The organism is Marinobacter sp. (genome assembly GCF_041984545.1).
In the GTDB taxonomy this organism is placed as follows: Bacteria; Pseudomonadota; Gammaproteobacteria; order Pseudomonadales; family Oleiphilaceae; genus Marinobacter.
This window is the reverse complement of record NZ_JBHIXV010000012.1, coordinates 30,610-51,807: the sequence shown is the minus strand read 5'-3', so window position 1 is coordinate 51,807 and position 21,198 is coordinate 30,610. Positions and strand designations below refer to the sequence as shown.

Below are 21,198 nucleotides of genomic sequence, written 5' to 3'. Positions count from 1 at the left end.
CCTCCCGGTTCAGGCGCGTTTGCGTTGACGTTCCGGCCGCCAGACCTTCACGTTCACCGTTTGCCCGTTCAGTACGGACGTACCGGACAGTGGATCAACGTTATCGTCACTGAGTACGTCGTTGATGCTGGCGCCGGCGTGATCGGCAGCAATCCGCTGGCCGGTGCCGTCGCGGTCGTGCCCCCAGCCGTGGGGTATCGATACCACCCCGGGCATGATGTCCTCGGTGATTTCCACAGGCAAGGTGATTGTCCGCGACTCCGCACTTATCTGCGCCGAGTCGGATGCCTGCAGGCCCAGCCGGCTGGCGTCTTTCGGGTGGATCATCAGGGTGCAGCGGTCCTTGCCTTTCACCAGGCGATGGCTGTTGTGCATCCAGGAGTTGTTGCTGCGAACGTGGCGCCGCCCGATCAGCTGCAGCGCCTCGGGGAACGGGGCGGTCAATGCCTCGTGCAGGCGCCCCAGATCCTCCAGATAGCGTCGTGGCGCCAGGTTGATCCTGCCATCGCGGGTGTACAGGCGGTCCGGAAGCGACGGTTGCAGAGGGCCCAGGTCCACGCCGTTGGGATTGTCCTTCAGCGCTTTCAGCGACAGGCCTTTTGGCAGTTCCTGCCAACGACGGTTCAGCGGGCTGAGCTGGGCCAGCCCGCGCAGGGGGTGCCGTTTGGGCAAAATATCCATGGCCAGGTCGACCGCCGGTTGTAAGGCCCCACGGACCCTGCCGACATCTGCACCGTAGGGGCCCGCCCTGAGCAACATGTCCAGGATCGGGTCTGGACCAATCTGTTTGAACGCGCGCCAGCCCAACTCGGAGCGTAGAGGCAGTTGGCCGCCCTTGCGACGTTTCTCCAGGCGATGCGCCAGCTCCAGTAAAATCTGCCAGTCGTGACGGCTGTCGGGGCCGGCATCGAAGAGCGCCTCGCTGTACTTGGCAAAATTGCGAACCGCAAACATGCTGAAAATCAGGTCGTAATGGCTGCGTTCCAGCGCCGCCGTAGGAGGCAATATTACGTCGGCGTGGCACGTGGTTTCGTTCAGGTAGTAGTCCACGGAGACCATGAAATCCAGACCGCCAAGGGCCTCTTCCAGTCGGCGGCCGTTCGGGCTCGACAGCACCGGATTGCCGGCCACGGTCACGAAAGCGCGGATCTGGCCGTCGCCGGGGGCCAGCATTTCATCGGCCATGGTGCTGGCCGGGTATTCGCCGGCGAACTCCGGCAGGCTCCGCACCCGGCTATAACGCTTACCAAAATGGCCGTTCTGGCCAGACATCGCCCCCAGTTCGACGAGGTCGATGGCCGGTTGAGTGAACAGCACGCCGCCCGGGGTGTCCAGCTTGCCGGTAAGAATGTTCAGGCAGTAGGCCAGCCAGGTGGCGACTCCGCCAAAGCGCTGCGTGCTGGTGCCCATGCGGGTGTAGAGGGCTGCCTTGCGGGTTGTGGCCAGATCCCGGACCAGGGTGCGGATATCCTCTGCGGCAAGACCCGTATGCTCGCTGACCGCCTCCGGCGTGTAGGGCAGGCTGGCCAGGCGGAGCAGGTCAACATCCTTTACCAGCCGCTCTGCGGGCCCCAGGTCCACCAGGTCTTCCTCGAACAGGGTGTGAACCATGGCCATCAACATCAGGGCGTCGGAGCCCGGGCGGATGAAGTGGAACTGGTCTGCCAGTTTGGCGGTTTCGGTGCGCCTGGGATCGACCACCACCATGCGACCGCCCCGCTGCTGCAACGCCTTCAACCGGCCCCGGAAATCCGGCACGGTCATCAGGCTGCCATTGGAGGCCATGGGGTTGGCGCCGATGCAAATGAACAGATCGGTGTGGTCGATATCGGGAATGGGGAACAGAATCTGGTGGCCGAACATTTCCAGGCTCGCCAGCATATGTGGCAGTTGATCGTTGGAGGTGGCCGAGAACCGGTTCTGGCTGCCGAGGGCACGCAGGAACGGCATGGTGCTTACCAGAGAGCCGTGGTTGTGAACGTTCGGGTTACCGAGGTACACGCCGATGCTGTTCCGGCCATGGTCTTTCCGGGTCTGGTGAAGCTTGCCTGCCACCAGGTCGAAGGCTTCGTCCCACTCCATTTCCTGCCAGCCGGCCGCGGTTTTGCGGACCGGTTTGCGCAGGCGGTCCGGATCCTCGTGCAGATCCTGCAGGGCAACGGCCTTGGGGCAGATGTGGCCACGACTGAAGGGATCCTTGTCATCACCCTTGATTGAGGCAATACGGCCGTCTTTCACGTCGATTGCTACCCCACACATGGCTTCGCAAAGGTGGCAGGTGCGGTAGTGGGTGCCGTTTTCCATGACGGGTCTCTCCAGGTGGCTTGTTGTTTTGGGTTTGCGGTTTCGTTGTGCAACCAGATTAACAGGAAAACAGGGGAAGGGGGAAACCGGTGTGGCGGGAAGTAGACCTGAACAGGGGCCAGCCCCGAAGGGCTGGCCAAAGAACGGGGTTATTGTTGTTCAGGCAGTTCCTTGATGGGGTTTGAAATGAAGTTCAGATAAACGCCCTGTTGCGGGATGTACAGCGGGATCTTTACTGCCCCGGTCTCGGCTGTGCTCTCGCCGAGAAGCCCTCCGCAGTCCGAGAATAGACTGAACACACAGGTGGCAAGGTTGATGCCTGCTTTGGCCAATGCGTTGTCCGAGGTGACCAGAACATCCAGTGTTGGCACATTCGAATTGCGCTGCTCGATTTGCATACGACCGTCGTCAAAGAACGTGATGGGTCCAGCGAGCTCCAGATCGAACGGGTAGCTGTAAAGATTGTGGCGCAGAGTACCTTCCAGTGGCACGGTCAAGTCGGGTGCGTCCAGGGTCAGTTTCGCGGTGGTCGTGAAAATGGGGCCGCCGTCAGGGCCTTCCTTGATCACGCCTTCCACCAGACCCATCGGATTATCTTCGGTGGGTGTGCCGTAGGTCATCCGCAAGATCTGTGGGCCTGTCCGCTGTTCGCCAAGCCCCTGGAGGAAAACGCTGGCGTTGGTGGTCATCAGCATGGTCGGATACAAAAGAACCCGAACGCCAACGACCTCGCCCGCCGCGTTCTTCTTCGGGCCAATCACTTCGGTATTCAGGGCGTAGGTCTGGTAAATGAACTTGTTTTTGGGGCAAGGGTCGTTCCCCTCATCGCAGCCGACACGTGCAGGCGCTCCTTCCACACCCAATACCGTCGCGGAGTTATCGGTGACCATCAGTTTCGCCGCATTGGCCGACGGCATGTAGCTATCAGGGCTCAGCCGCTCATGGGCGAAAGGTTCGAGACAGTCGGTACCGCCAGCCGTTGCGCAGTCCACTTCATAGTTGGCGTTGGTATCGCGCACCGGAAGATTGCGAAGCGGTGTAAACACGCCGCTCACTGAGGTGGTGCCTTCAAAGTAGATGCTCATGTCCGGACCGCCGTGCTCGATCACGTCGTCCCGGTTGGCGTCCTGGCCCAGCAGCAGGTCAGTGTCGAGCGGGAAGCCGGCAGCCGAGCAGACGTAGTTACCCGATGCACAGTCTCCGTTCGTGGCCGAGCGCAGGGTGTAACGGTACATCTGCCCGACCTGCCAGGGCTCGTCTGGGTAAAAACGCATCTGCTGCTGGCTGAGTTCGAAGCGCCCGGACACCGCGGTGGCGGAACCAACAGCGGCAGGGCTTGCCGGATTTCCGATCTTCTCCACCACCACGTTCTGCGCGTTGAGGGTGGAGAGGTCCATGGACTGGGAGAACTTGATTACGATCGGCCGATCCTGCGGCATGGTGGTGACCGGCAGTTGGTCCCTGGCGAACTCTGGGGAATTGGCCAGTTGGGTTGGCGCTGCGTCGACACAGGTTCCGTGTGTGGCCGGGGTGCTGGTCAGATCCAGACCCTCGGTGACGCACGGGTAGCCGGGATAGGTGGTCAGGGCGAAAGGTGACCGTATGGTTTCAGGTGGTGTAAATGGATCCGTGATCGGCGGCAAAGCGAACGTTAGCGTCTGGCTGGTGGCGGCATTGCCGGCCAAATCTGTCAGCTGACCGCCGATACTCAGGCTGTAATCAACGCCATGTTCGAGACCGCCGGTCGGGTTGATAACAACGGCCGTCCCGTCGACGTAGGCATCAAGGGATCCATCAGAGAGCGTAAGTTCGTTAACGTTCTCGTCGTTCTCGTCGTTCTCGTAAAGTACTAGGCCACCTGCAAGCGAGTCCTCATCAATCGGCTCGTCAAAGTTCAGCACAATCGGATCGCCGGGGCGTTGCATCTGGTCGCGATTACCGGGCGCGGCGCTGTCAGGGCCGGGCATCCAGCTCACCAGCTGTGGGCCGGTGGTGTCCAGCTCGCGCAGCTCGGCGGCATCCAGTACGGAATCGGCGTCGGTGGCTGCCTCAATCCGGAAGGCGATGGTGGAATCGGTGTATTCCTGGCCAAGCAGCTCCGGCTCCACGATGCCAATGGCGTCGATGGTCAGCATGCCGTTCTCGACGATGGCAATACCGCTGAGTTCAACGCCGAGCAGATCCTGGGTCAGCGACGCGTTGGGCTGCGCATTCTCGGTGTTCATGGACACATCCATGAACAGCTTCACGTGGCGCGGGGCGCTGAGATCGTCGGTGTAGGGGTTCGGCAGCAAGTACCCGGTGGCGTCTGAGATCATGGTGACCTTGATGTCGCCCGTGGTTTGCAGCTGGCCCGACTCGGCATTCAGCACGGGCACGGTACCGTTGATCTTGACGTCGAGGCTGCTGCTCGACAGCACGCTGCCCCTGGGTATCCGCAGCGGCAGCGGCTCGCTGGCCTCAAACGCCGGTGCGTAGGCCAGTTCTGCGTACAGGCCCCCGGTCTGCTGGGAGGGGCCGGCATTGCCCTGGAGTACCGAGTTGAGAGTGACACCGTTGATGATCTGGCCGTTGAGCTTGGAGGTTCGTGGTTCCTGGCCCGAGAGGAGGCCAGAGTTCACGACTTCCTGGAACAGCACAACCGTGGGTCCGGTTTCCCGGGCGGTGAAGCTCTTCTCGAAGTTGAGCGTGGTGCCGGGGCTGGTCAGGCTGGGCAGATCCTTCACCTTCAGGGTGTAGGTGGCGCCGGCAGTCAGTTCGTCAGCCTTCGAACCGCAATCGACCGGCTCGTCGGTCAGGCATGGATCGAGGGTGATCCGGCGCTGATCAACAATGACTTCGGCCGGTACCGTAGTGCCGCTGCTGTCCTCCAGCACGATCTGCCCGCCCATGGCCCGCCAGTCCGGGTGCACTGGCTGGGTGAGTTGCAGTCGGAAGGTGGAGAAATCGGTGGGGCGCAGCTCGCCGTCCGGCGCCGGAATCATACGGGCCACAGTGAAGTCCGTGGCCAGGTTGTCGAGCCCTGCGATGCCGCTGAAACCGCCCCGTGTGGTGAACTGGATCCCGTCAGGCCCCTGAGCATTCGGCGTGCCCACCGGGTTGGATCCGGAGGTGACCAGGGGCGAGGTAAATGTAACGGAGTAGCCGGAGCCCACGGTGAGATTGGCTGTAGGTGACAGCTTGAGACTGCGACCGTTATCCACTTTGGTCACGGTGTAATCGACGGCGCCGGCATCGCCAGACAGTCGAATCTTGTCGCGAATGGTCGCTTCGTCATCGGTAATGGCGTGAGAGAATCGGAGCACGACATCGGCGGTCGGGCTGATGCCCTCCTGCCCATCCGACGGGTAGGAGTACACCACCGAGCCGGGCCCCAGGTTCTGTTTCATGGCCTGCTCTTCGCCGCCACAGGCGGCCAGCAGGAGTGCGGGAATCAGTGCCAGTGTCGTGTTGTAATTCATGGCGAACCCTCCTCAAAACTTCAGGGTAATGGAACCGCTGATGACATGGACATCGCCGTCGGCGGTAACCGGCGTCTCGTTGCCTTCGAAATCAACCAGGGTGAAATCACGCTCCTGCAGCTGCTGGTACTGGTAGCCAACGTCCAGCCGCACCGGGTACGCCAGCAGGCGCGTGCGGTTGTAAGTGGCGCTGATGCCAAGGCCAACCACGATCTTGTCGGTGTCCAGGTAGTTGATTTCCGGGTTGCGCGTGGTTTTGAGCGGTGACTCCTCGTAGGCAATGCCGCCGCGAACGGCGAAGTGCTCGCTCAGCGTGTACTCGGCACCAATGCGGGGGATCAGGATGTCGTCAAAGCCGATGCGGTTGGCCGGGGCTGCGGACTGCTGGTCCTTGATGGTGTCCACGGCAAATTCCTTTTCCAGCTCAGACCAGTTCTGCTGCTCAATGCTGCCGCCCACGCGCCAGTTCTCGCCCTTGTACTGGGCGCCAATGCCGATGGTCTCGGGCTGGAAGGAGTCAATGGTGGTCACCGCCAGGCTCAGGCCGGGCTCCGGAATGGTCTGGGTAACGATGATGTTGGAGTTGACCGAAGTAGAGGCCGAAGACTTGGTTCGATAGGTCAGTGCGGTTTCCCAGCCGTTCAGGAAACAGTCGCTGTCGGGGCAGAAGGTGCTGCCGAGATCGATGTTGGTGCCCAGGATGGTTTTCAGCGAGGGCTCTGCGTTGACCGCCAAACGCTCACGGCTGGTTTCGCCGCCAAGGGTGGAGACCGCATCCAACTGGGCCTGCGCGTCCAGGGTCACCCGGACAGACGCCCCGGCGGAAATGCCCCGCCAGATCTGGGTGGCGCCGCCCACGTTCAGGAACAGCGGTTCTTTGCCGTATTGCAGGAACTGTCCACTCTCGGTAGTTCGCGAGTCGAAAGCCAGCATTTCCTTGCCGTACTTTTCAACGCCGGCAATGAACCCCAGATACAGGGGATGCTTAAAACGGGTCAGTGAGCCCAGGTTGGTCTTCATGCCGATCAGCACGTGCTGGCTCGGAGAATTCGAAAGTACATCGCCGTTGGCGTTGGGGTTGGCGGAACGTAGCTCCTGCTCGGCGTGGAGAATGCCGGTGGTCAGCTCGCCGCGCGTGTCTTTGGTCAGGTAGGCCGGATTGTAATAGGTGGCAGACACCTGATCGTTGAACATGGACAGGGATTGGGCGGTCGCGACATCGACAGGCATGACGCCGTAGGTGGTGCCGAGGTTGCCCATGCTGGCGGTGGCTGTAAACGGAAGACCTGCTGCGACTGAAACGATGGCAACGGACAGGGCCCGTACTGAGAACCGGGAAGGCATAGCCATTGATACACTCCTGTACTTCTTTGTTGTTGTACTGACGTCATGCGATGGGTGATTGGCGCATGGCGATTATTGTGGTTCAGGGATAGTGTATTCAGCTTGTCTTTTTAGGACGTTGGCTTTTTTGACATGAAATGGCGTCTGTAAAACCAGCGTGGAGGGGGCCAGAACTGGTTCGTGGCGGAAGCGATATTCCTAAGTTGTTGCGGATGTTGACATTATTGGCATAAAAAAGGTCCCGAGAGCGGGACCTTTGAGAATGTTAAAAATGTGTCAACTTTTTCGACATCACTTGGACGATGAGCGTCTCCGGATTGCAACGAGGCTCATCAGCCCGATGCCGAACAGCGCGATTGTCGACGGTTCCGCCACCTGGACAGGCTCACAGTTACGGCTGGTGCAGTAGGCTGCGTCTTTTGAGAAAGGTGCAAACTCTGTGATCGCTAAGCCTTCCTTCTTGCTATTTTTTTGGCCGTAGGTGTACAGGTCAAAGTGCAGACCGTAACCAAACGCCAGCGATGAAGCATCGATCTGGAATATCTTTTTATAGAGCTCCTCGCCCACGGGACCGTCGGTGCCGTCCTGGACGTTATACGAAGCAATCGTTGGCGAGCCCGCGAAGCTGAACATGAGCTCATAGTAGAACGTGTCGTAGACGCCGTGAGAACCCAGCTCACCGCCATTCGACACCGTCTCAACGGGCGGTGTGCCGTACTCTGACAGCCCGAGTGACGACAGGGTAACTCCATTTACGGTGATGTTGCCCAGGCCTGCAGGATCCCCGACATTTTCGGTCTGTGGCAGCAGAGCGATTGACAGGTAGTAGTCGACAGAGGTGTCGACACCGCCGACGACACCGAGTGCCCACAGGTCAAAGGTCGGCGAGTTTGTCACGGTGCTTTCTTCTGAGCCCCCGACGTAGGTCCCGCCATCAATATCCAGTTGCAGGGTAGGCACCGCCAAGGCAGAGCCAGCCCCCAACATTCCAATTGTCAAAGCCGCCAACGTTTTCATGTTCATAGCGACGTCCCTCGAAGATCTCCATGCTTACCCTGAGCGAAAATGTCAGGTACCGGTGGGATCAAAGCAAAAGCGCGGCCAGAATCCGATTTCCTCAGCTTTTCATGGGTATGGAATTGCGACAGGAGAGGGTGGGCCGACGGAATGTAAAATAAATCGACGGCTACGTAGTGGCGATATGGTGGGCCCAGCTGGACTCGAACCAGCGACCAAGGGATTATGAGTCCCCTGCTCTAACCAACTGAGCTATAGGCCCGTTCAGCGAACGCTGTCTTGAGAGGTGTTTCCGTGGGGAAACAAAGCGGGCGCCATTATACCGGTGAGGTGTGGTGCCCGCTACTGTTGTGGGGTTTATCCGTTGCCCTGGTCGTCAATGAAGCCGCGCAGGTGGTCGGAGCGTGACGGATGGCGCAGTTTGCGCAGGGCCTTGGCTTCGATCTGACGGATCCGTTCCCGGGTTACGTCGAACTGCTTGCCGACTTCTTCCAGGGTGTGGTCGGTGTTCATCTCGATACCGAAACGCATCCGCAGCACCTTGGATTCCCGGGCGGTGAGGCCGGCCAGGACCGAGCGGGTGGCTTCGCGCAGACCTTCGGCGGTGGCGGAATCCACCGGGGAGAGGGCCTGGATGTCCTCGATGAAGTCGCCCAGATGGCTGTCTTCGTCGTCGCCGATCGGGGTTTCCATGGAGATCGGCTCTTTCGCGATCTTCAGCACCTTGCGGATCTTGTCCTCGGGCATCTCCATGCGCTCACCGAGCTCTTCCGGTGTTGGCTCACGGCCCATCTCCTGTAGCATCTGGCGGGAAATCCGGTTGAGCTTGTTGATGGTCTCGATCATGTGCACCGGAATACGAATGGTGCGGGCCTGGTCCGCAATGGAGCGGGTGATGGCCTGGCGAATCCACCAGGTGGCGTAGGTCGAGAACTTGTAACCCCGGCGATACTCGAACTTGTCCACGGCCTTCATGAGGCCGATATTGCCCTCCTGGATCAGGTCCAGGAACTGCAGGCCACGGTTGGTGTACTTTTTAGCGATGGAAATGACCAGACGCAGGTTGGCTTCGACCATTTCCTTCTTGGCGCGACGGGCCTTGGCTTCGCCGATGGACACCCGACGGTTGATTTCCTTGATATCGGCGACGTCCAGGTCCACTTCGGTCTGCACGTTCAGGATGCGCTTTTGCAGACGGACAATTTCGTCAATACGCTCGGCCATGGGGGCGGCATAGGGCTTCTTGCCCTTGGCAATCTTGTCTGCCCAGTCCAGGTTCACTTCGTTGCCCGGGAAAGACTTTATGAAGTCCTTGCGCGGCATCTTGCAGTCGCGAACACAGATCTGCATGATCGCCCGCTCGTTTTCTCGCACCAGGTCGTTGGTGGAGCGAACCACGTTGACCAGTTCATCGAAGGCCTTGTTGGCGAGCTTGAACGGTGCGAACACCTGGCCCAGTTCGTTCAGCGCGTCCTGGGTTTTCTTGTCGGCACGGCCATGCTTGGCCAGGGCCTTGTCGGCGGCATCCAGTTTCTCCCGCAGCAATTCGAAACGCAGGCGGGTTTCTTCCGGATCCGGACCGTTGTCGGTCTCTTCCTCGCTGGAAGAGGAGTCGTCGTCATCGTCGGAGGAGGAATCCGTGTCGTCGGAGCTGTCGCTGGTGTCTTCGCCCATGAACGGCTCGGCGTCGTCCGGGTCGAGGAAGCCGGTCACGATGTCGCTGATCCGGCCTTCGTTCTCGATGATGCGCTCGTAGGCCTGGATGACGGTGCCGGCGGTACCGGGGAAGTGGGCAACCGCAGCCATGACATCGCGGATGCCTTCCTCGATGCGCTTGGCAATGACGATCTCGCCTTCGCGGGTAAGCAGTTCAACGGTACCCATCTCGCGCATGTACATGCGCACCGGGTCAGTGGTGCGGCCAGCGTCGGTTTCCACGGCGGCCAGGGCGGCGGCGGCTTCGGCGGCGGCGGCTTCGTCGGCGGTGGAGTCGCCCTCGGTCATCAGAAGGGTATCGGCGTCCGGCGTTTCTTCGCACACCTGGATACCCATGTCATTAATCATGCGGATGATGTCTTCGACCTGATCCGGGTCGGCGATGTCTTCCGGGAGGTGATCGTTTACCTCGGCGTAAGTCAGGTAACCTTGTTCCTTGCCTCGGGCAATGAGGTCTTTCAAACGTGATTTTTGCGAATTGCCTGACATAGACACCCTGTGAACTCGCTTTTATGAGGAAAAAAGTTAAACAGCCATTATAGCTGTCGCGTGGACGCGCTGCCACCGAATGGTTAGATGGTGATCAGCCCGCCAAGTTTCAAGTGGCATCCTCGGCCCGGTTAAGGGTGAGTTGCCGTTTCAGCGCCTGTCGCTCGTCATCAGACAGGCTCTTCAAATCAATCTCGCCGCTGCGAACCATGGCCAGCTTTCGCTGGATCAGCTTGGTTTCGTTTTCCGGGGCCAGGATCTCCCGGGCGTTTGCCAGGGTCTTGTCCCTTGCCGGAATGTGTTCAATCCCGTCGAACAGGTGAAAGAAACGCTGACGAGCCGCGGCGTCGAGCGCCAGTGCGCGGGTCAGAGCCTTGCGGTCAGCAATGCTGTTGGCCAACACCCAGTCGGCAAAGGCCCTGGACTGCTCAAACTGCCGCGAGCTTCTGGCCAGCTCCACCACTTCCGTGGCCAGCTCCGGCGCCTCCAGCAGGGCTAGGCACAGAATGCTGTCCTTGCTGAGTTTTACATCAATGCGCTCTTCACTGACCCGATCCCGGCGTTGGTCCCGCCAGCGCCCGGGTTGCTGTTCCCGCTGTTGCCACTGATTGCGGCCGCCACACAGGCGGAGCATTTCGTGCCACATGGCGTCCCGAAGCGTGCTGCGGGGCATCTTGTTGAGCAGCGGCTCCACCCTGGCTCTCAGTTCGCCACGATTCTCCGGCAGTTGAAGGTCAAGGCCCTCACTCTGGCGGTCGAACAGAAAGCGGGACAGCGGCGTGGCGCTGTCTATGCGCTGCTGAAACGCGTCCGGGCCCTCTTTGCGCACCAGTGTGTCCGGGTCCTCGCCCTCGGGCAGCATCAGGAACTGAAGGTGCAGGCCATCGGCCATCAACTCCAGCGCGTTTTCCATCGCCTTGTCGGCCGCCCGGAAGCCGGCCTGGTCGCCATCGAAGCAGAACACGATGTGCCTTACCTGTTTCAGCAGCGCCTGCATACTGTCCTGATTGGTGGCCGTGCCGAGGGTTGCCACCGCGTAGTGGATGCCGTGCTGCGCCAGGGCAATCACATCCAGGTAGCCTTCCACCACCAGCAGCTTGTCGAGCTGACGGATGGCCTGTTTGGCTTCGAACAGGCCGTAGATCTCCCGGCTCTTGTGAAACACATCCGACTCCGGAGAGTTGATGTATTTCGCCTTGTCGTCCCCGAGGGTCCGGCCACCGAAGGCTACCGTCCGTCCACGACTGTTCCGGATCGGGAACATGACCCGGTTGCGGAACAGATCCCTGGGCCGGCCGTAGCGGTCGGATACGGTACCGGTTTCGATCAATGGGCTCTTGAGGTCCTTGCTGGCGGCATCGAACAGGGCGGTACCTGCACCGGGCGCAAATCCCACCTGGTATCGTTCGATGATGGCGCTGTCCAGGCCTCGGTCCTTCAGGTAGTCCCTGGCAAAACGGCCCTGCTGCCCCTTGAGGGCGGACTGGTAGAAGCGGCTGGCAAAATCCAGGGCATCGGTCAGTGTTCGTGCTTGCTGGATCTCCTGTTTCGCTGCCCGGTCGTAGGGCACTTCCAGGCCCACCCGCTTGGCCAGCTCCTCCACGGCTTCGGTGAAGCCCAGGCCGTCAAACTCCCGCACGAAGCTGATGGCATCGCCGTGGGCGCCGCAACCAAAGCAGTGATAAAAACCCTTGTCGGGCCGGACATTGAACGAGGGTGTTTTCTCGTCGTGGAACGGGCAGCAGGCTTTGTAGTTGGCGCCGGCCTTTTTGAGGGTGATCCGCGAACCGATCAACTCTGCCAGGTCGATTCGATCCAGCAGGTTCTCAACAAACGGTTGGGGAATCAGTCCGCTCATGGTGGCTCCACATCAGGCCGTCATCGGGGTTGGCCAATAGCCAAAAATGCCGCCGAAGCCAGGCCTCGGCGGCATTTTTGAGTCGCTCTGTGCAGCCTGCGGCTGAACAGGCAATCAGTGCTTTGCAGTCAAGCGGCGTCTGCTGGAACTCAGTACAGACGCTCGAACTTGCGCTGTTCCCGCTGAAGCTTCTTGAGATGACGCTTGACGGCAGCGGCTGCTTTGCGCTTGCGAACAGCGGTGGGCTTCTCGTAGTGCTCACGACGACGTACTTCGGAGAGTACGCCCGCTTTTTCGCAGGAACGCTTGAAGCGACGCAGTGCTACGTCAAACGGTTCATTCTCTTTCACTTTAACAGCTGGCATTCGGAAATCACCTACCTGATAGATTCGGTTTCAATGTTGTCCGCCTGGCCGCGCCAGGACGGTTCTCGATCCCTGGTCAGATTGGCTAAAACTCGACCAGTGCATATTTAGGGCGGCAATAATAGCGCCTGGCAGATGGCGAGGTCAATGTTTGTTCGATGATTCTGCATGCCGGTTTCGGGTTTCTGCTAAACTACGCGCCGTTTTCATTTCTGACGACCGATGTGGCCCGGACTATGCTGATTCTTGGTATTGAAACCTCCTGTGACGAAACCGGCGTGGCGCTGTTTGACACCGAACAGGGGCTGTTGGGCCATGCGCTGTTCAGCCAGATTGACATGCACTCCGACTACGGTGGCGTGGTCCCCGAGTTGGCCTCCCGGGATCACGTACGCAAACTGCTGCCCCTGTGCGATCAGGTGCTCGCCGATGCCGGCCGGCGCCGCTGTGACATCGAGGGAATTGCCTACACCGCGGGTCCGGGCCTGGTCGGCGCGCTGATGGTGGGCGGTTCCGTGGCGCACGCTCTCGGCTTTGCCCTGGGCGTGCCCGTCTTGGGGGTGCATCACATGGAAGGGCATTTGCTGGCGCCCATGCTTGAAGACAACCCGCCAGCGTTTCCTTTCGTGGCTTTGCTGGTGTCGGGCGGCCACACCCAATTGGTGCGGGTGGACGGCATCGGCGAGTATGAAATGCTGGGTGAGTCGGTGGATGATGCCGCCGGCGAGGCCTTTGACAAAACCGCCAAGATGCTCGGCCTGGATTACCCGGGCGGCCCCCGTGTTGCGGCCCTGGCGGAAAAGGGCACCGAGGGCCGCTACCGCTTCCCGAGGCCCATGACCGACAGGCCAGGTCTGGATTTCAGCTTTAGCGGCCTCAAAACGTTCACTCTGAACACCGTTAATGCCGCACGGGAGTCGGGCGAGCTTAACGAGCAAACCCGGGCCGACATCGCGCTGGCCTTCGAGGCGGCGGTTGTGGACACCCTGGTGATCAAATGTCGGCGGGCACTGGAGCACACCGGCTGCAAGCGCCTGGTGATCGCCGGTGGCGTAAGCGCCAACAAACGGCTTCGGGCATCGCTGGAAGCCATGACTGGTAAGTTGAAGGCCCGCGTGTTCTACGCTCGACCGGAATTCTGTACCGATAACGGTGCCATGATTGCCTACGCGGGCGCTCAGCGCATGTTGGCGGGCCAGAAGGACGGTGAGCGTATCGTGGCTGTGCCGCGCTGGCCAATGAATACGCTGCCACCGTTGAGCCAGCCCAGGTCATCCGGCCTGGTGGATTGATTCCGGGTTGCTCAGAGGCCGGCTTCGCGGCCCTGAGCCAGCCGAATCAGGTTGTTCCGGTGGCGAACCACAATCAGGAGGGCGAGCAGGCCGAACAGTGGCAGTGTTTCCGGCTCCAGCAGCGCGCTGATCAGGGGGCCGCTGACCACCGCGATCAGTGACGCCAGCGCCGAGATCCGCCAGCGCCAGATCACCAGCGCCCAGATGGCCGCCATTAACAGGGTGGTGAGGGGCGCCAGGGCGAGACCGGCCCCCAATGCCGTCGCCACGCCTTTTCCACCCTTGAAACGGAAGAACACCGGAATCATATGGCCGGTCACCGCGCACAGGGCCACCACCGCCTGAACCATCACCGACAGCCCCAGCTCGTGGGCCAGCCAGACCGGTAGCCAGCCTTTGGCAGCATCCAGCGCCAGGGTAAGCAATGCGGGCGCCCAGCCTCCCGTTCGGTATACGTTGGTGGCGCCGGGATTTCCCGAGCCCTGGGCCCTCGGGTCTGGCAGGTGCCAGGCCCGGCTCACAGGCAGGGCGAACAGCACCGAACCCGCCAGGTAGGCGGCAGCGCAGAGCAGTACGGTCAATACCGGGTCACTCAGAGTCATGCGGCAGGCTCGGAAGCAAAGACGTCCCTGGTCAAAATGTGCGAAAATGCCGGCCCTGAAAACGCCGGCCAGCAAAGTCACATTATCCGCAGGTTGTGCGTTATTCAATCACCAATCAGTGGAAGAACCGGGGAGTCCCCGTGGCAGATACCGTTTTTATTGAAGGCCTGGTGGTGGAAACCGTGGTTGGCGTCTACGACTGGGAACGGGAAGTCGCCCAGAGCCTCGTTATTGACCTGGAAATGGCCTGGGATAACCGGGTTCCGGGCGCCTCGGATGACGTCGCCGACGCCCTCGATTACGCCGCCGTCAGTGAGCGCGTGGATGTCTGCCTGAAGCGGCTCCAGCCGCAATTGCTTGAGCGGGCCGCCGAAGAGCTTGCCGCGGTTCTGCAGGCCGAGTTTGGTGTGGGCTGGTTACGGCTTGCCATTCGTAAGCCAGGTGCCGTTCCGGGTGCTGTCGCGGTGGGTGTCCGAATTGAACGGGGAGTGCGGTAGTGTCGAACCCAGTCCGTGTTTACCTGAGCATTGGTAGCAATGTGGACCGCGAACATTACGTGACGGCTGCCCTCGAGGCGCTGGACAAGTGGTTCGACGAGCTCGCGATATCGCCGGTGTACGACAGCGAGGCGGTGGGTTTCAACGGTTCGCCCTTCCTTAACCTGGTGGTGGGCGTGGATACCGAACTGTCCGTGGCAGAACTCTCGCGGCGCTTCAAACAATTGGAGGCTGACAATGGCCGGCGTCGTGATGTGCCGAAATTCAGCGCCAGGACCCTGGATCTCGATATTCTGACTTACGGCGATGCGGCCGGACCGATCGATGGCGTGGAGCTGCCCCGGGGCGAGATCCTCAAGAATGCCTTTGTCTTGCGGCCGCTTGCCGACATTGCACCGGATGACGTACATCCGGTGTGTGGCAAAACCTACGGTGAGCTGTGGCGGGAGTACAGCACGGGCCAGAAGCTCTGGCCGGTGGACTTCCACTGGCGCGGCCGGCGAATATCAAGCGCTGCCAGCTGAGCGGAACAGCTCAATCAATTGATCCGTGGAGCTGTCGCTGGCCTGTTGGCCAGCGTCCTCGCCCAGAAGTCGTGGCAGGATTCCCTTGCCGAGCTGCTTGCCCAGTTCCACCCCCCACTGGTCGAAGGAATCGACATCCCAGATAACCCCCTGCACGAAGGTTCGATGTTCATAGAGAGCGATCAAGGCGCCCACCGTGCGCGGCGTTACCTTCGCCATGGTCAGGGTATTACTGGGCTTGTTGCCAGGGATGACCTTGTGCGGGGCCAGCCGCGCCACCTCTGCCTCTGGAATTCCTTCCTCCCGTAATTCCGCGGTGGCTTCCTCCAGGGACTTACCGGCCATCATGGCCCGGGACTGACTCAGGCAGTTGGCGAACAGGTCCGCGTGGTGAGTGGCAACCGGATTGTGAGTCGTGAGGGGAATAATGAAATCGGCCGGAATCAGGCGGGTGCCCTGGTGAATCAGTTGATGGTAGGCATGCTGGCCGTTGGCGCCGACGCCGCCCCAGATCACCGGACCGCTTTGCCAGCCCAGCGCTTCACCGCTCTGCGTCACGCTCTTGCCATTGCTTTCCATGTCCAGCTGCTGGAGGTGGTCCGGCAGGCTGCGCAGATAGTGGTCGTAGGGCAGGATGGCGTGGGTTTCCGCGCCCCAGAAATTGTTGTACCAGATGCCCAACATGGCCATGATCACCGGCAGGTTCTCCCGCGCCGGCGCGTCCCGGAAGTGCTGGTCCATGGCATGGGCGCCGGCCAGCAGTTCCCGGAAATTGTCCATGCCAACGGTCAGGGCGATGGGCAGCCCGATGGCGGACCACAGCGAGTAGCGGCCACCGACCCAATCCCACATGGGAAACACATTGTCCGGGTCGATGCCGAAATCCTGGGCCGCGGGCACATTGGCGGTCACTGCCATGAAATGCCGGGAAATGGCTTCGGAATCCTGGCCATGCTCGAGGAACCACGCCTTGGCCACCTTGCTGTTCTCCAGCGTTTCCTGGGTCCGGAAGGACTTGGACTGGATCAGGAACAGGGTGGTTTCCGGGTTGATCTGGCGAAGCGTCTCGCAGATTTCCGTGCCGTCGATGTTGGCCACATAATGGCATCGCAGGCCGCCCTGGGCGTATGGCTGCAGCGCCTCACCCACCAGCTTGGGGCCAAGGTAGGAGCCACCGATACCAATGCTGACCACATCGGTGAACGGTTTGCCGGTATAGCCGGTACGGCTCTTGTCCAGTACCCCCGACACCAGTGTTTCCATCCGTGCCAGCGTGCGCTGGACTTCCGCCACCACATCCTGGCCGTCCACCAGGATGGACTCGCTGCCGGGGTTGCGCAGGGCGGTGTGCAGGGCGGGACGATCCTCGGTTACGTTGACATGGTCACCCCGCAGCAGGGCGTCGCGACGCTCTGCAAGGCCGCAGCGGTCGGCCAGGGACAGTAGGGCGTCCAGTACCCCGTCGGTGATCCGGTTCTTGGAAAAATCCAGGGACAGACCGGCCCCCTGGATGAAATAGCGCTTTGCCCGCCCGGGATCGTCCCTGAAGAGGTCTTTCATGGCCACGGTATCGAGGCGTTCCCGGAGCTCCCTCAGTGTCTGCCATTCGGGTGTCGAGGTCAGGACGTGAGGCTGTGCGAGCATCAGAGTTTCCTTTTCTGTTGGTCTATCGCGACAGGGACAGATTGTCGATCAGTCGGGTTGTCCCGAGGAAGGCCGCCACCAGAAGCGTGAGGTCTCGGTCATCGGGATTTGCCGGTTTGAGCGTCTGGCTGTTCACGATGTTGAAGTAGTCCGGGCGAAGGCCGGCTTTGGCCAGCCGCGCTTCAGCTTCGCTCTCCAGGGCCTGGAAGTCTGTACGACCATTGGCGATCTCCTCGCCGATCGCCTGCAATGTCTGGAAGACGGCAGGTGCCACCCTCCGCTCCTCGGGGCTGAGGAAACCGTTGCGGGAGCTTTTGGCCAGGCCGTCGTCTTCGCGCACGGTGGGCGAGCCGATCACATCAACGGGTACCATCAGATCCCGCACCATCTTGCGAATCACCGCCAGTTGCTGGAAATCCTTCTCGCCAAACACTGCAAAGTCCGGTTGCACCATGTTGAACAGCATGGTGACTACCGTTGCCACGCCTTCAAAGTGCCCTGGTCGGCTGGCGCCGCAATGGCCATCGCTGACATCCGGGACCACCACCTGGGTCTGCCTGGCGAGTCCCTCCGGGTAGATCTCGGCCACCGTTGGGGCAAACACCAGGGTGTTGCCGGCGGCGGCCAACTGGTCCTGGTCCTCGGCGAGTGTCCTCGGGTAGCGGTCCAGGTCTTCGCCGGCCCCGAATTGCATGGGATTCACGAAAATGCTGGTAACCACTACATCGGCCATTTCGGCGGCTTTGCGTACCAGGGATATATGCCCTTCGTGCAGGTTACCCATGGTTGGTACCAGGCCGATGGTCTTGCCCTGCTGGCGGTAGCCCCGGAGTATGGTTCGCAGTTCTTTGAGGGAATGTACGGTTCTCATGCCTTGAAGGTGTGCTCCTCAGCGGGGAATGTGCGATCTGCCACGGCCTTCACATAGGCCTCGATGGCTTCCTGAACCGAGTCGGTTTCTGCCAGGAAATTCTTCACGAAGCGGGGCTTGCGACCCGTGCTGATGCCCAGCATGTCGTGCAGCACCAGGATCTGGCCATCGGTGTCCGAGCCCGCGCCGATTCCGATGACCGGAGCCTTCACCGCCTGAGCGATGCGGGCGGCCAAGGGAGCGGGCACGCACTCCAGCAGGATGACATCGGCGCCGGCGGCCTCGAGCTCGCAGGCGTGCTCAATCATCATTTCTGCGGCTTTCTCGTCCCGACCCTGCACCTTGTAGCCGCCGAACTTGTTCACGAACTGCGGGGTCAGGCCCAGGTGTGCGCAGACAGGGACCGCCCGCTCGGTGAGTGCGGTAATGGTCTCTTTCATCCAGTCAGTGCCCTCAAGTTTTACCATGTGGGCGCCGGCACGCATCAGTTCCGCAGCGTTCTCCAGGGCAGATTCCACGGTGCCGTAGCTCATGAACGGCATATCCGCCATGATCAGTGAGCCCCGGTTGCCCTTGGCCACGCAGCTTACGTGATAGACCATCTGGTCCATGGTGACGGGGAGGGTACTGTCGTGGCCCTGCAACACCATACCCAGGGAATCGCCAATCAGGATCACGGGGACCCCTGCTTCACTGACCACCTGCGCGAAGGTGGCATCGTAGGAGGTGAGGGCCGCAAAAGCTTCGCCCTTTTGCTTGTATTCACGCAGGGTATTGATGGTAACAGCCATAGAATCCTTGCCTTTTGGGTGGATGGGCCAAGACCGGGCCGGGGTTTCCGGCAATCAGGTGTTAAGGGTAATCCGCTGGCGGAAGCTTGCGCAAGCGGTTGTCGGGGCAGTGCCGCCGCAGTTCGGCGATGGTTTTGCCATCCGGCAGATGCAGGTCCGGCTTCAGATCCAGCAGCGGCTGCAGGGCAAAGTCCCGGTTGGCAAGCTCCCTGTGAGGCACGGTCAGCCGTTCGTCGTTGAGGACCTGGTTGCCGAAGAGCAGGATGTCGAGGTCCAGGGTGCGAGGTCCCCAGTGCCGCAGACGCTCCCGACCATGGGCCCGTTCGATGGCTTGTAACTGGTCCAGAAGCTGGTGGGGGCTGAGCCCGGTGCTGAGCCAGACCGCTCCGTTGACAAAGTCCGGCTGGTCCTGGGGGCCTACCGGACGACTGGCATAGAAAGGCGATTGTGCCACCAGGGTGCAGTCGGGCAGGGACGCCAGTTCGGCGACCGCCCGTGCCAGTTGTGCGGCAGGCTCCTTGAGGTTGCTGCCGAGCCCGATAAAAGCGTCGGTCATCATTGCTGGGCGGGGCGCTTGACCGGCTTGCGGCGGCGACGGCGCTTTTTGGGCGCATCGCTGCTCAGTTCCGACAGCATCCGCTCCTGGCCACGCTCATCCTGTTGTTGGAAGTCGGTCCACCACTGGCCCAGGCCCGGCTCGATTTCACCCGCGGCTTCCCGCACCAGCAGGAAGTCATAGGCAGCGCGGAAGCGGGGCTGGCTCATGGTGGCAAAGGCCCGTTTGCCCTGCCGGCGGGGCAGGCGCATCTGAAGCTCCCAGATCTCTTTCATGGGGCCGGAGAAGCGCTTGGGGATCGAGGTGGCCTGCACCTGGCGCCCGATCACCTTGCCAATCGCGCCGTGCAGTGCAGGTTGTACCGGTTCGCCGTTATCCTGCCGACGGTGCCACTCCGCCTGAAGTGCCGGCCAGAGCATGGCGGCGAACAGGAAGTAGGGGGTCACCGACTTGCCCTGGGCAATCCGGGCGTCGGTGTTGCGAAGCGCCTGGCGAATCAGTTCGTCGGGTTCGCCGGCCTCCAGTGCCCGGGCTGTTTCCGGAAACAGCGGGGCCAGCAAGTCATAGTGCTTCAGAAGATCGTAGGTGGCCTCGCCGTGGCCGGCGGAGAACAGCTTGAGCACTTCATCGAACAGCCGAGCCGGCGGAATATGATTGAGCAGGGGCGCCAGCTCGCGAATGGGGGCCTCGGTTTCCGGTTCAATATCGAAGCCGAGCTTGGCGGCGAACCGTATGGCGCGAAGCATTCGCACCGGGTCCTCCCGGTATCGGGTTTCAGGATCGCCGATCAGGCGCAGCTGACGGTTGCGCAGATCTTCTATGCCGTTGGCAAAGTCAATAACGGTGAAGTCGCGGATGCAGTAGTACAGGGCGTTGACGGTGAAATCCCGGCGCAGGGCATCTTCTTCCTGGGTACCGTAAACGTTATCGCGCAGCAGCAGGCCGTGTTCGTTGGTCCTGCGGTCATCATCCACCGAGTCGTTGTCGGCCTCGTTGGCATTGCCCCGAAAGGTGGTGACCTCGATGACTTCGCGGCCAAACACCACATGCACGATCCGGAACCGGCGGCCAATCAGGCGCGAGTTCCGGAACAGATCGTGGACCTCTTCGGGCGTGGCGTTGGTGGCAATGTCGAAATCCTTGGGCTGCCCGCCCAGGAGGATATCGCGAACGCCACCGCCAACCAGGTAGGCTTCGAAGCCCGACTTGTTCAGTCGGTGCAGAACCTTTTTGGCCGGCTCGCTGATGACAGAGCGAGAGACGGTGTGCTGGTCGCGTGGAATTTCCCGACGCTCGTAGGTATGGGCTTTCTTCTTTCCGTTGCCGGGCATGATGGAACGGAGCTTCTCGACCGATTGCTCGACGAACGTGAAAATTGATTTAGGCATTGAAATCCGTGATTGCGATGAGCAAAAACCGAGAGTTTAACGGTTTGAGCAGGATTTGCACACGCTTGCCTTCGATTCCGGGTTCCCGGGAGAGTGATTTGAGGATTTTCCGGTGGCCAGAAAATCAAAAGGCGGATCCGTTCTCACGAATCCGCCCTGAAAGCGTTGACGATCTGCATTGTTGTTGTTTTTGCCGGGATTTTTCTTGGTTTTTGTACCCCACTGCATGTCCCCAATTTCGGGGCAATGAGCAGTGCAAACGGAAAGCTTTGAATACACAGAGCGGTCAGAGACATCGGGCGGGTCTGGGGTAGCTGCAGTGTCACCTGGAAGGTGATTCTTCTCTACATCTACAACTCGCACGTGCCGTGGGACCACTAAAAAGCAAAGTACCCAAAACACTCAGTTCGCTCACGTTCTATTGTTGTTTTTGTTACTGAACGTCTTCCTGCAGCTTTTTGTTCTTGTTTGGGCGCTGC

16 protein-coding genes and 1 tRNA gene are annotated in these 21,198 nt (G+C 60.8%); 3 read left to right on the top strand and 14 right to left on the bottom strand.

From position 1 onward, the window contains the following. Positions 1-9: 9 nt before the first annotated feature. From ACFC20_RS07770 to rpsU, 8 genes are all read right to left on the bottom strand, one after another. Positions 10-2,304: a molybdopterin-dependent oxidoreductase gene (locus ACFC20_RS07770; RefSeq protein ID WP_375192502.1), complete on the bottom strand. Its 2,295-nt coding sequence runs from the start codon at positions 2,302-2,304 to the stop codon at positions 10-12. A gap of 149 nt (positions 2,305-2,453) precedes the next feature. Further along, positions 2,454-5,765 (bottom strand): Ig-like domain-containing protein, encoded by a 3,312-nt coding sequence (locus ACFC20_RS07765; RefSeq protein ID WP_375192501.1) that lies wholly within the window; start codon positions 5,763-5,765, stop codon positions 2,454-2,456. A 12-nt stretch (positions 5,766-5,777) separates the two neighbouring features. Next, entirely contained in the window at positions 5,778-7,115 is a 1,338-nt protein-coding gene (gene aupA, locus ACFC20_RS07760) for an alkane uptake protein AupA (RefSeq protein ID WP_375192500.1), read from the bottom strand. Between the two features lie 285 nt (positions 7,116-7,400). Further along, positions 7,401-8,132 (bottom strand): choice-of-anchor N protein, encoded by a 732-nt coding sequence (locus ACFC20_RS07755; protein WP_375192499.1) that lies wholly within the window; start codon positions 8,130-8,132, stop codon positions 7,401-7,403. Between the two features lie 179 nt (positions 8,133-8,311). Further along, positions 8,312-8,388: transfer RNA gene (locus ACFC20_RS07750), tRNA-Ile, on the bottom strand. 95 nt (positions 8,389-8,483) lie between these two features. Then, positions 8,484-10,331, bottom strand: coding sequence for an RNA polymerase sigma factor RpoD (rpoD, locus tag ACFC20_RS07745; protein ID WP_375192498.1), 1,848 nt, complete (start codon positions 10,329-10,331; stop codon positions 8,484-8,486). A gap of 109 nt (positions 10,332-10,440) precedes the next feature. After that, positions 10,441-12,189 carry a DNA primase gene (dnaG, locus tag ACFC20_RS07740; protein ID WP_375192497.1) on the bottom strand — a complete coding sequence of 583 codons (1,749 nt, stop codon included), beginning with the start codon at positions 12,187-12,189 and terminating at the stop codon, positions 10,441-10,443. Between the two features lie 149 nt (positions 12,190-12,338). Beyond that, a complete protein-coding gene (rpsU, locus tag ACFC20_RS07735; protein ID WP_007153483.1) occupies positions 12,339-12,554 on the bottom strand; it encodes a 30S ribosomal protein S21 in 216 nt (71 codons plus the stop codon). A 236-nt stretch (positions 12,555-12,790) separates the two neighbouring features. Between rpsU and tsaD the strand changes: the two genes are divergently transcribed. After that, positions 12,791-13,846, top strand: coding sequence for a tRNA (adenosine(37)-N6)-threonylcarbamoyltransferase complex transferase subunit TsaD (gene tsaD / locus ACFC20_RS07730; RefSeq protein WP_375192542.1), 1,056 nt, complete (start codon positions 12,791-12,793; stop codon positions 13,844-13,846). Positions 13,847-13,857: 11 nt separating this feature from the next. On the opposite strand, the gene plsY is transcribed toward tsaD, so the two are convergent. Then, the gene (gene plsY / locus ACFC20_RS07725) at positions 13,858-14,448 is read right to left on the bottom strand and encodes a glycerol-3-phosphate 1-O-acyltransferase PlsY (RefSeq protein ID WP_375192496.1); all 591 of its coding nucleotides are present in this window, start codon (positions 14,446-14,448) and stop codon (positions 13,858-13,860) included. Between the two features lie 140 nt (positions 14,449-14,588). On the opposite strand from plsY, the gene ACFC20_RS07720 reads away from it, so the two are divergent. After that, positions 14,589-14,945: a dihydroneopterin aldolase gene (locus ACFC20_RS07720; protein ID WP_375192495.1), complete on the top strand. Its 357-nt coding sequence runs from the start codon at positions 14,589-14,591 to the stop codon at positions 14,943-14,945. Continuing rightward, positions 14,945-15,469: a 2-amino-4-hydroxy-6-hydroxymethyldihydropteridine diphosphokinase gene (folK, locus tag ACFC20_RS07715; RefSeq protein WP_375192494.1), complete on the top strand. Its 525-nt coding sequence runs from the start codon at positions 14,945-14,947 to the stop codon at positions 15,467-15,469. The genes ACFC20_RS07720 and folK (ACFC20_RS07715) overlap by 1 nt, the downstream gene beginning before the upstream one ends. Here folK (ACFC20_RS07715) and pgi read toward each other — a convergent pair. The 5 genes from pgi to pcnB form a co-directional block, all read right to left on the bottom strand. After that, a complete protein-coding gene (gene pgi / locus ACFC20_RS07710) occupies positions 15,452-17,113 on the bottom strand; it encodes a glucose-6-phosphate isomerase (RefSeq protein WP_375192493.1) in 1,662 nt (553 codons plus the stop codon). The two genes, folK (ACFC20_RS07715) and pgi, sit on opposite strands and share 18 nt — an antisense overlap. Before the next feature lie 22 nt (positions 17,114-17,135). Further along, complete coding sequence (panC, locus tag ACFC20_RS07705; protein WP_375192492.1) at positions 17,136-17,984, bottom strand: pantoate--beta-alanine ligase; 849 nt, start codon at positions 17,982-17,984, stop codon at positions 17,136-17,138. Then, the gene (panB, locus tag ACFC20_RS07700) at positions 17,981-18,775 is read right to left on the bottom strand and encodes a 3-methyl-2-oxobutanoate hydroxymethyltransferase (RefSeq protein ID WP_375192491.1); all 795 of its coding nucleotides are present in this window, start codon (positions 18,773-18,775) and stop codon (positions 17,981-17,983) included. The genes panC and panB overlap by 4 nt, the downstream gene beginning before the upstream one ends. A 61-nt stretch (positions 18,776-18,836) precedes the next feature. After that, positions 18,837-19,334, bottom strand: coding sequence for a 2-amino-4-hydroxy-6-hydroxymethyldihydropteridine diphosphokinase (folK, locus tag ACFC20_RS07695; protein ID WP_375192490.1), 498 nt, complete (start codon positions 19,332-19,334; stop codon positions 18,837-18,839). Beyond that, the gene (pcnB, locus tag ACFC20_RS07690) at positions 19,331-20,662 is read right to left on the bottom strand and encodes a polynucleotide adenylyltransferase PcnB (RefSeq protein ID WP_375192541.1); all 1,332 of its coding nucleotides are present in this window, start codon (positions 20,660-20,662) and stop codon (positions 19,331-19,333) included. Before pcnB ends, folK (ACFC20_RS07695) begins: the two co-directional genes overlap by 4 nt. Positions 20,663-21,198: the final 536 nt, after the last annotated feature.

Bases quoted from the DNA above. Each gene is read 5' to 3' on its own strand.
- plsY (WP_375192496.1), bottom strand. From the start codon at position 14,448: ATGACTCTGAGTGACCCGGTATTGACCGTACTGCTCTGCGCTGCCGCC.
- dnaG (WP_375192497.1), bottom strand. From the start codon at position 12,189: ATGAGCGGACTGATTCCCCAACCGTTTGTTGAGAACCTGCTGGATCGA.
- folK (WP_375192490.1), bottom strand. From the start codon at position 19,334: ATGATGACCGACGCTTTTATCGGGCTCGGCAGCAACCTCAAGGAGCCT.
- pcnB (WP_375192541.1), bottom strand. From the start codon at position 20,662: ATGCCCGGCAACGGAAAGAAGAAAGCCCATACCTACGAGCGTCGGGAA.
- rpsU (WP_007153483.1), bottom strand. From the start codon at position 12,554: ATGCCAGCTGTTAAAGTGAAAGAGAATGAACCGTTTGACGTAGCACTG.
- panB (WP_375192491.1), bottom strand. From the start codon at position 18,775: ATGGCTGTTACCATCAATACCCTGCGTGAATACAAGCAAAAGGGCGAA.
- tsaD (WP_375192542.1), top strand. From the start codon at position 12,791: ATGCTGATTCTTGGTATTGAAACCTCCTGTGACGAAACCGGCGTGGCG.
- aupA (WP_375192500.1), bottom strand. From the start codon at position 7,115: ATGGCTATGCCTTCCCGGTTCTCAGTACGGGCCCTGTCCGTTGCCATC.
- rpoD (WP_375192498.1), bottom strand. From the start codon at position 10,331: ATGTCAGGCAATTCGCAAAAATCACGTTTGAAAGACCTCATTGCCCGA.
- panC (WP_375192492.1), bottom strand. From the start codon at position 17,984: ATGAGAACCGTACATTCCCTCAAAGAACTGCGAACCATACTCCGGGGC.
- ACFC20_RS07770 (WP_375192502.1), bottom strand. From the start codon at position 2,304: ATGGAAAACGGCACCCACTACCGCACCTGCCACCTTTGCGAAGCCATG.
- pgi (WP_375192493.1), bottom strand. From the start codon at position 17,113: ATGCTCGCACAGCCTCACGTCCTGACCTCGACACCCGAATGGCAGACA.
- ACFC20_RS07755 (WP_375192499.1), bottom strand. From the start codon at position 8,132: ATGAACATGAAAACGTTGGCGGCTTTGACAATTGGAATGTTGGGGGCT.
- ACFC20_RS07765 (WP_375192501.1), bottom strand. From the start codon at position 5,765: ATGAATTACAACACGACACTGGCACTGATTCCCGCACTCCTGCTGGCC.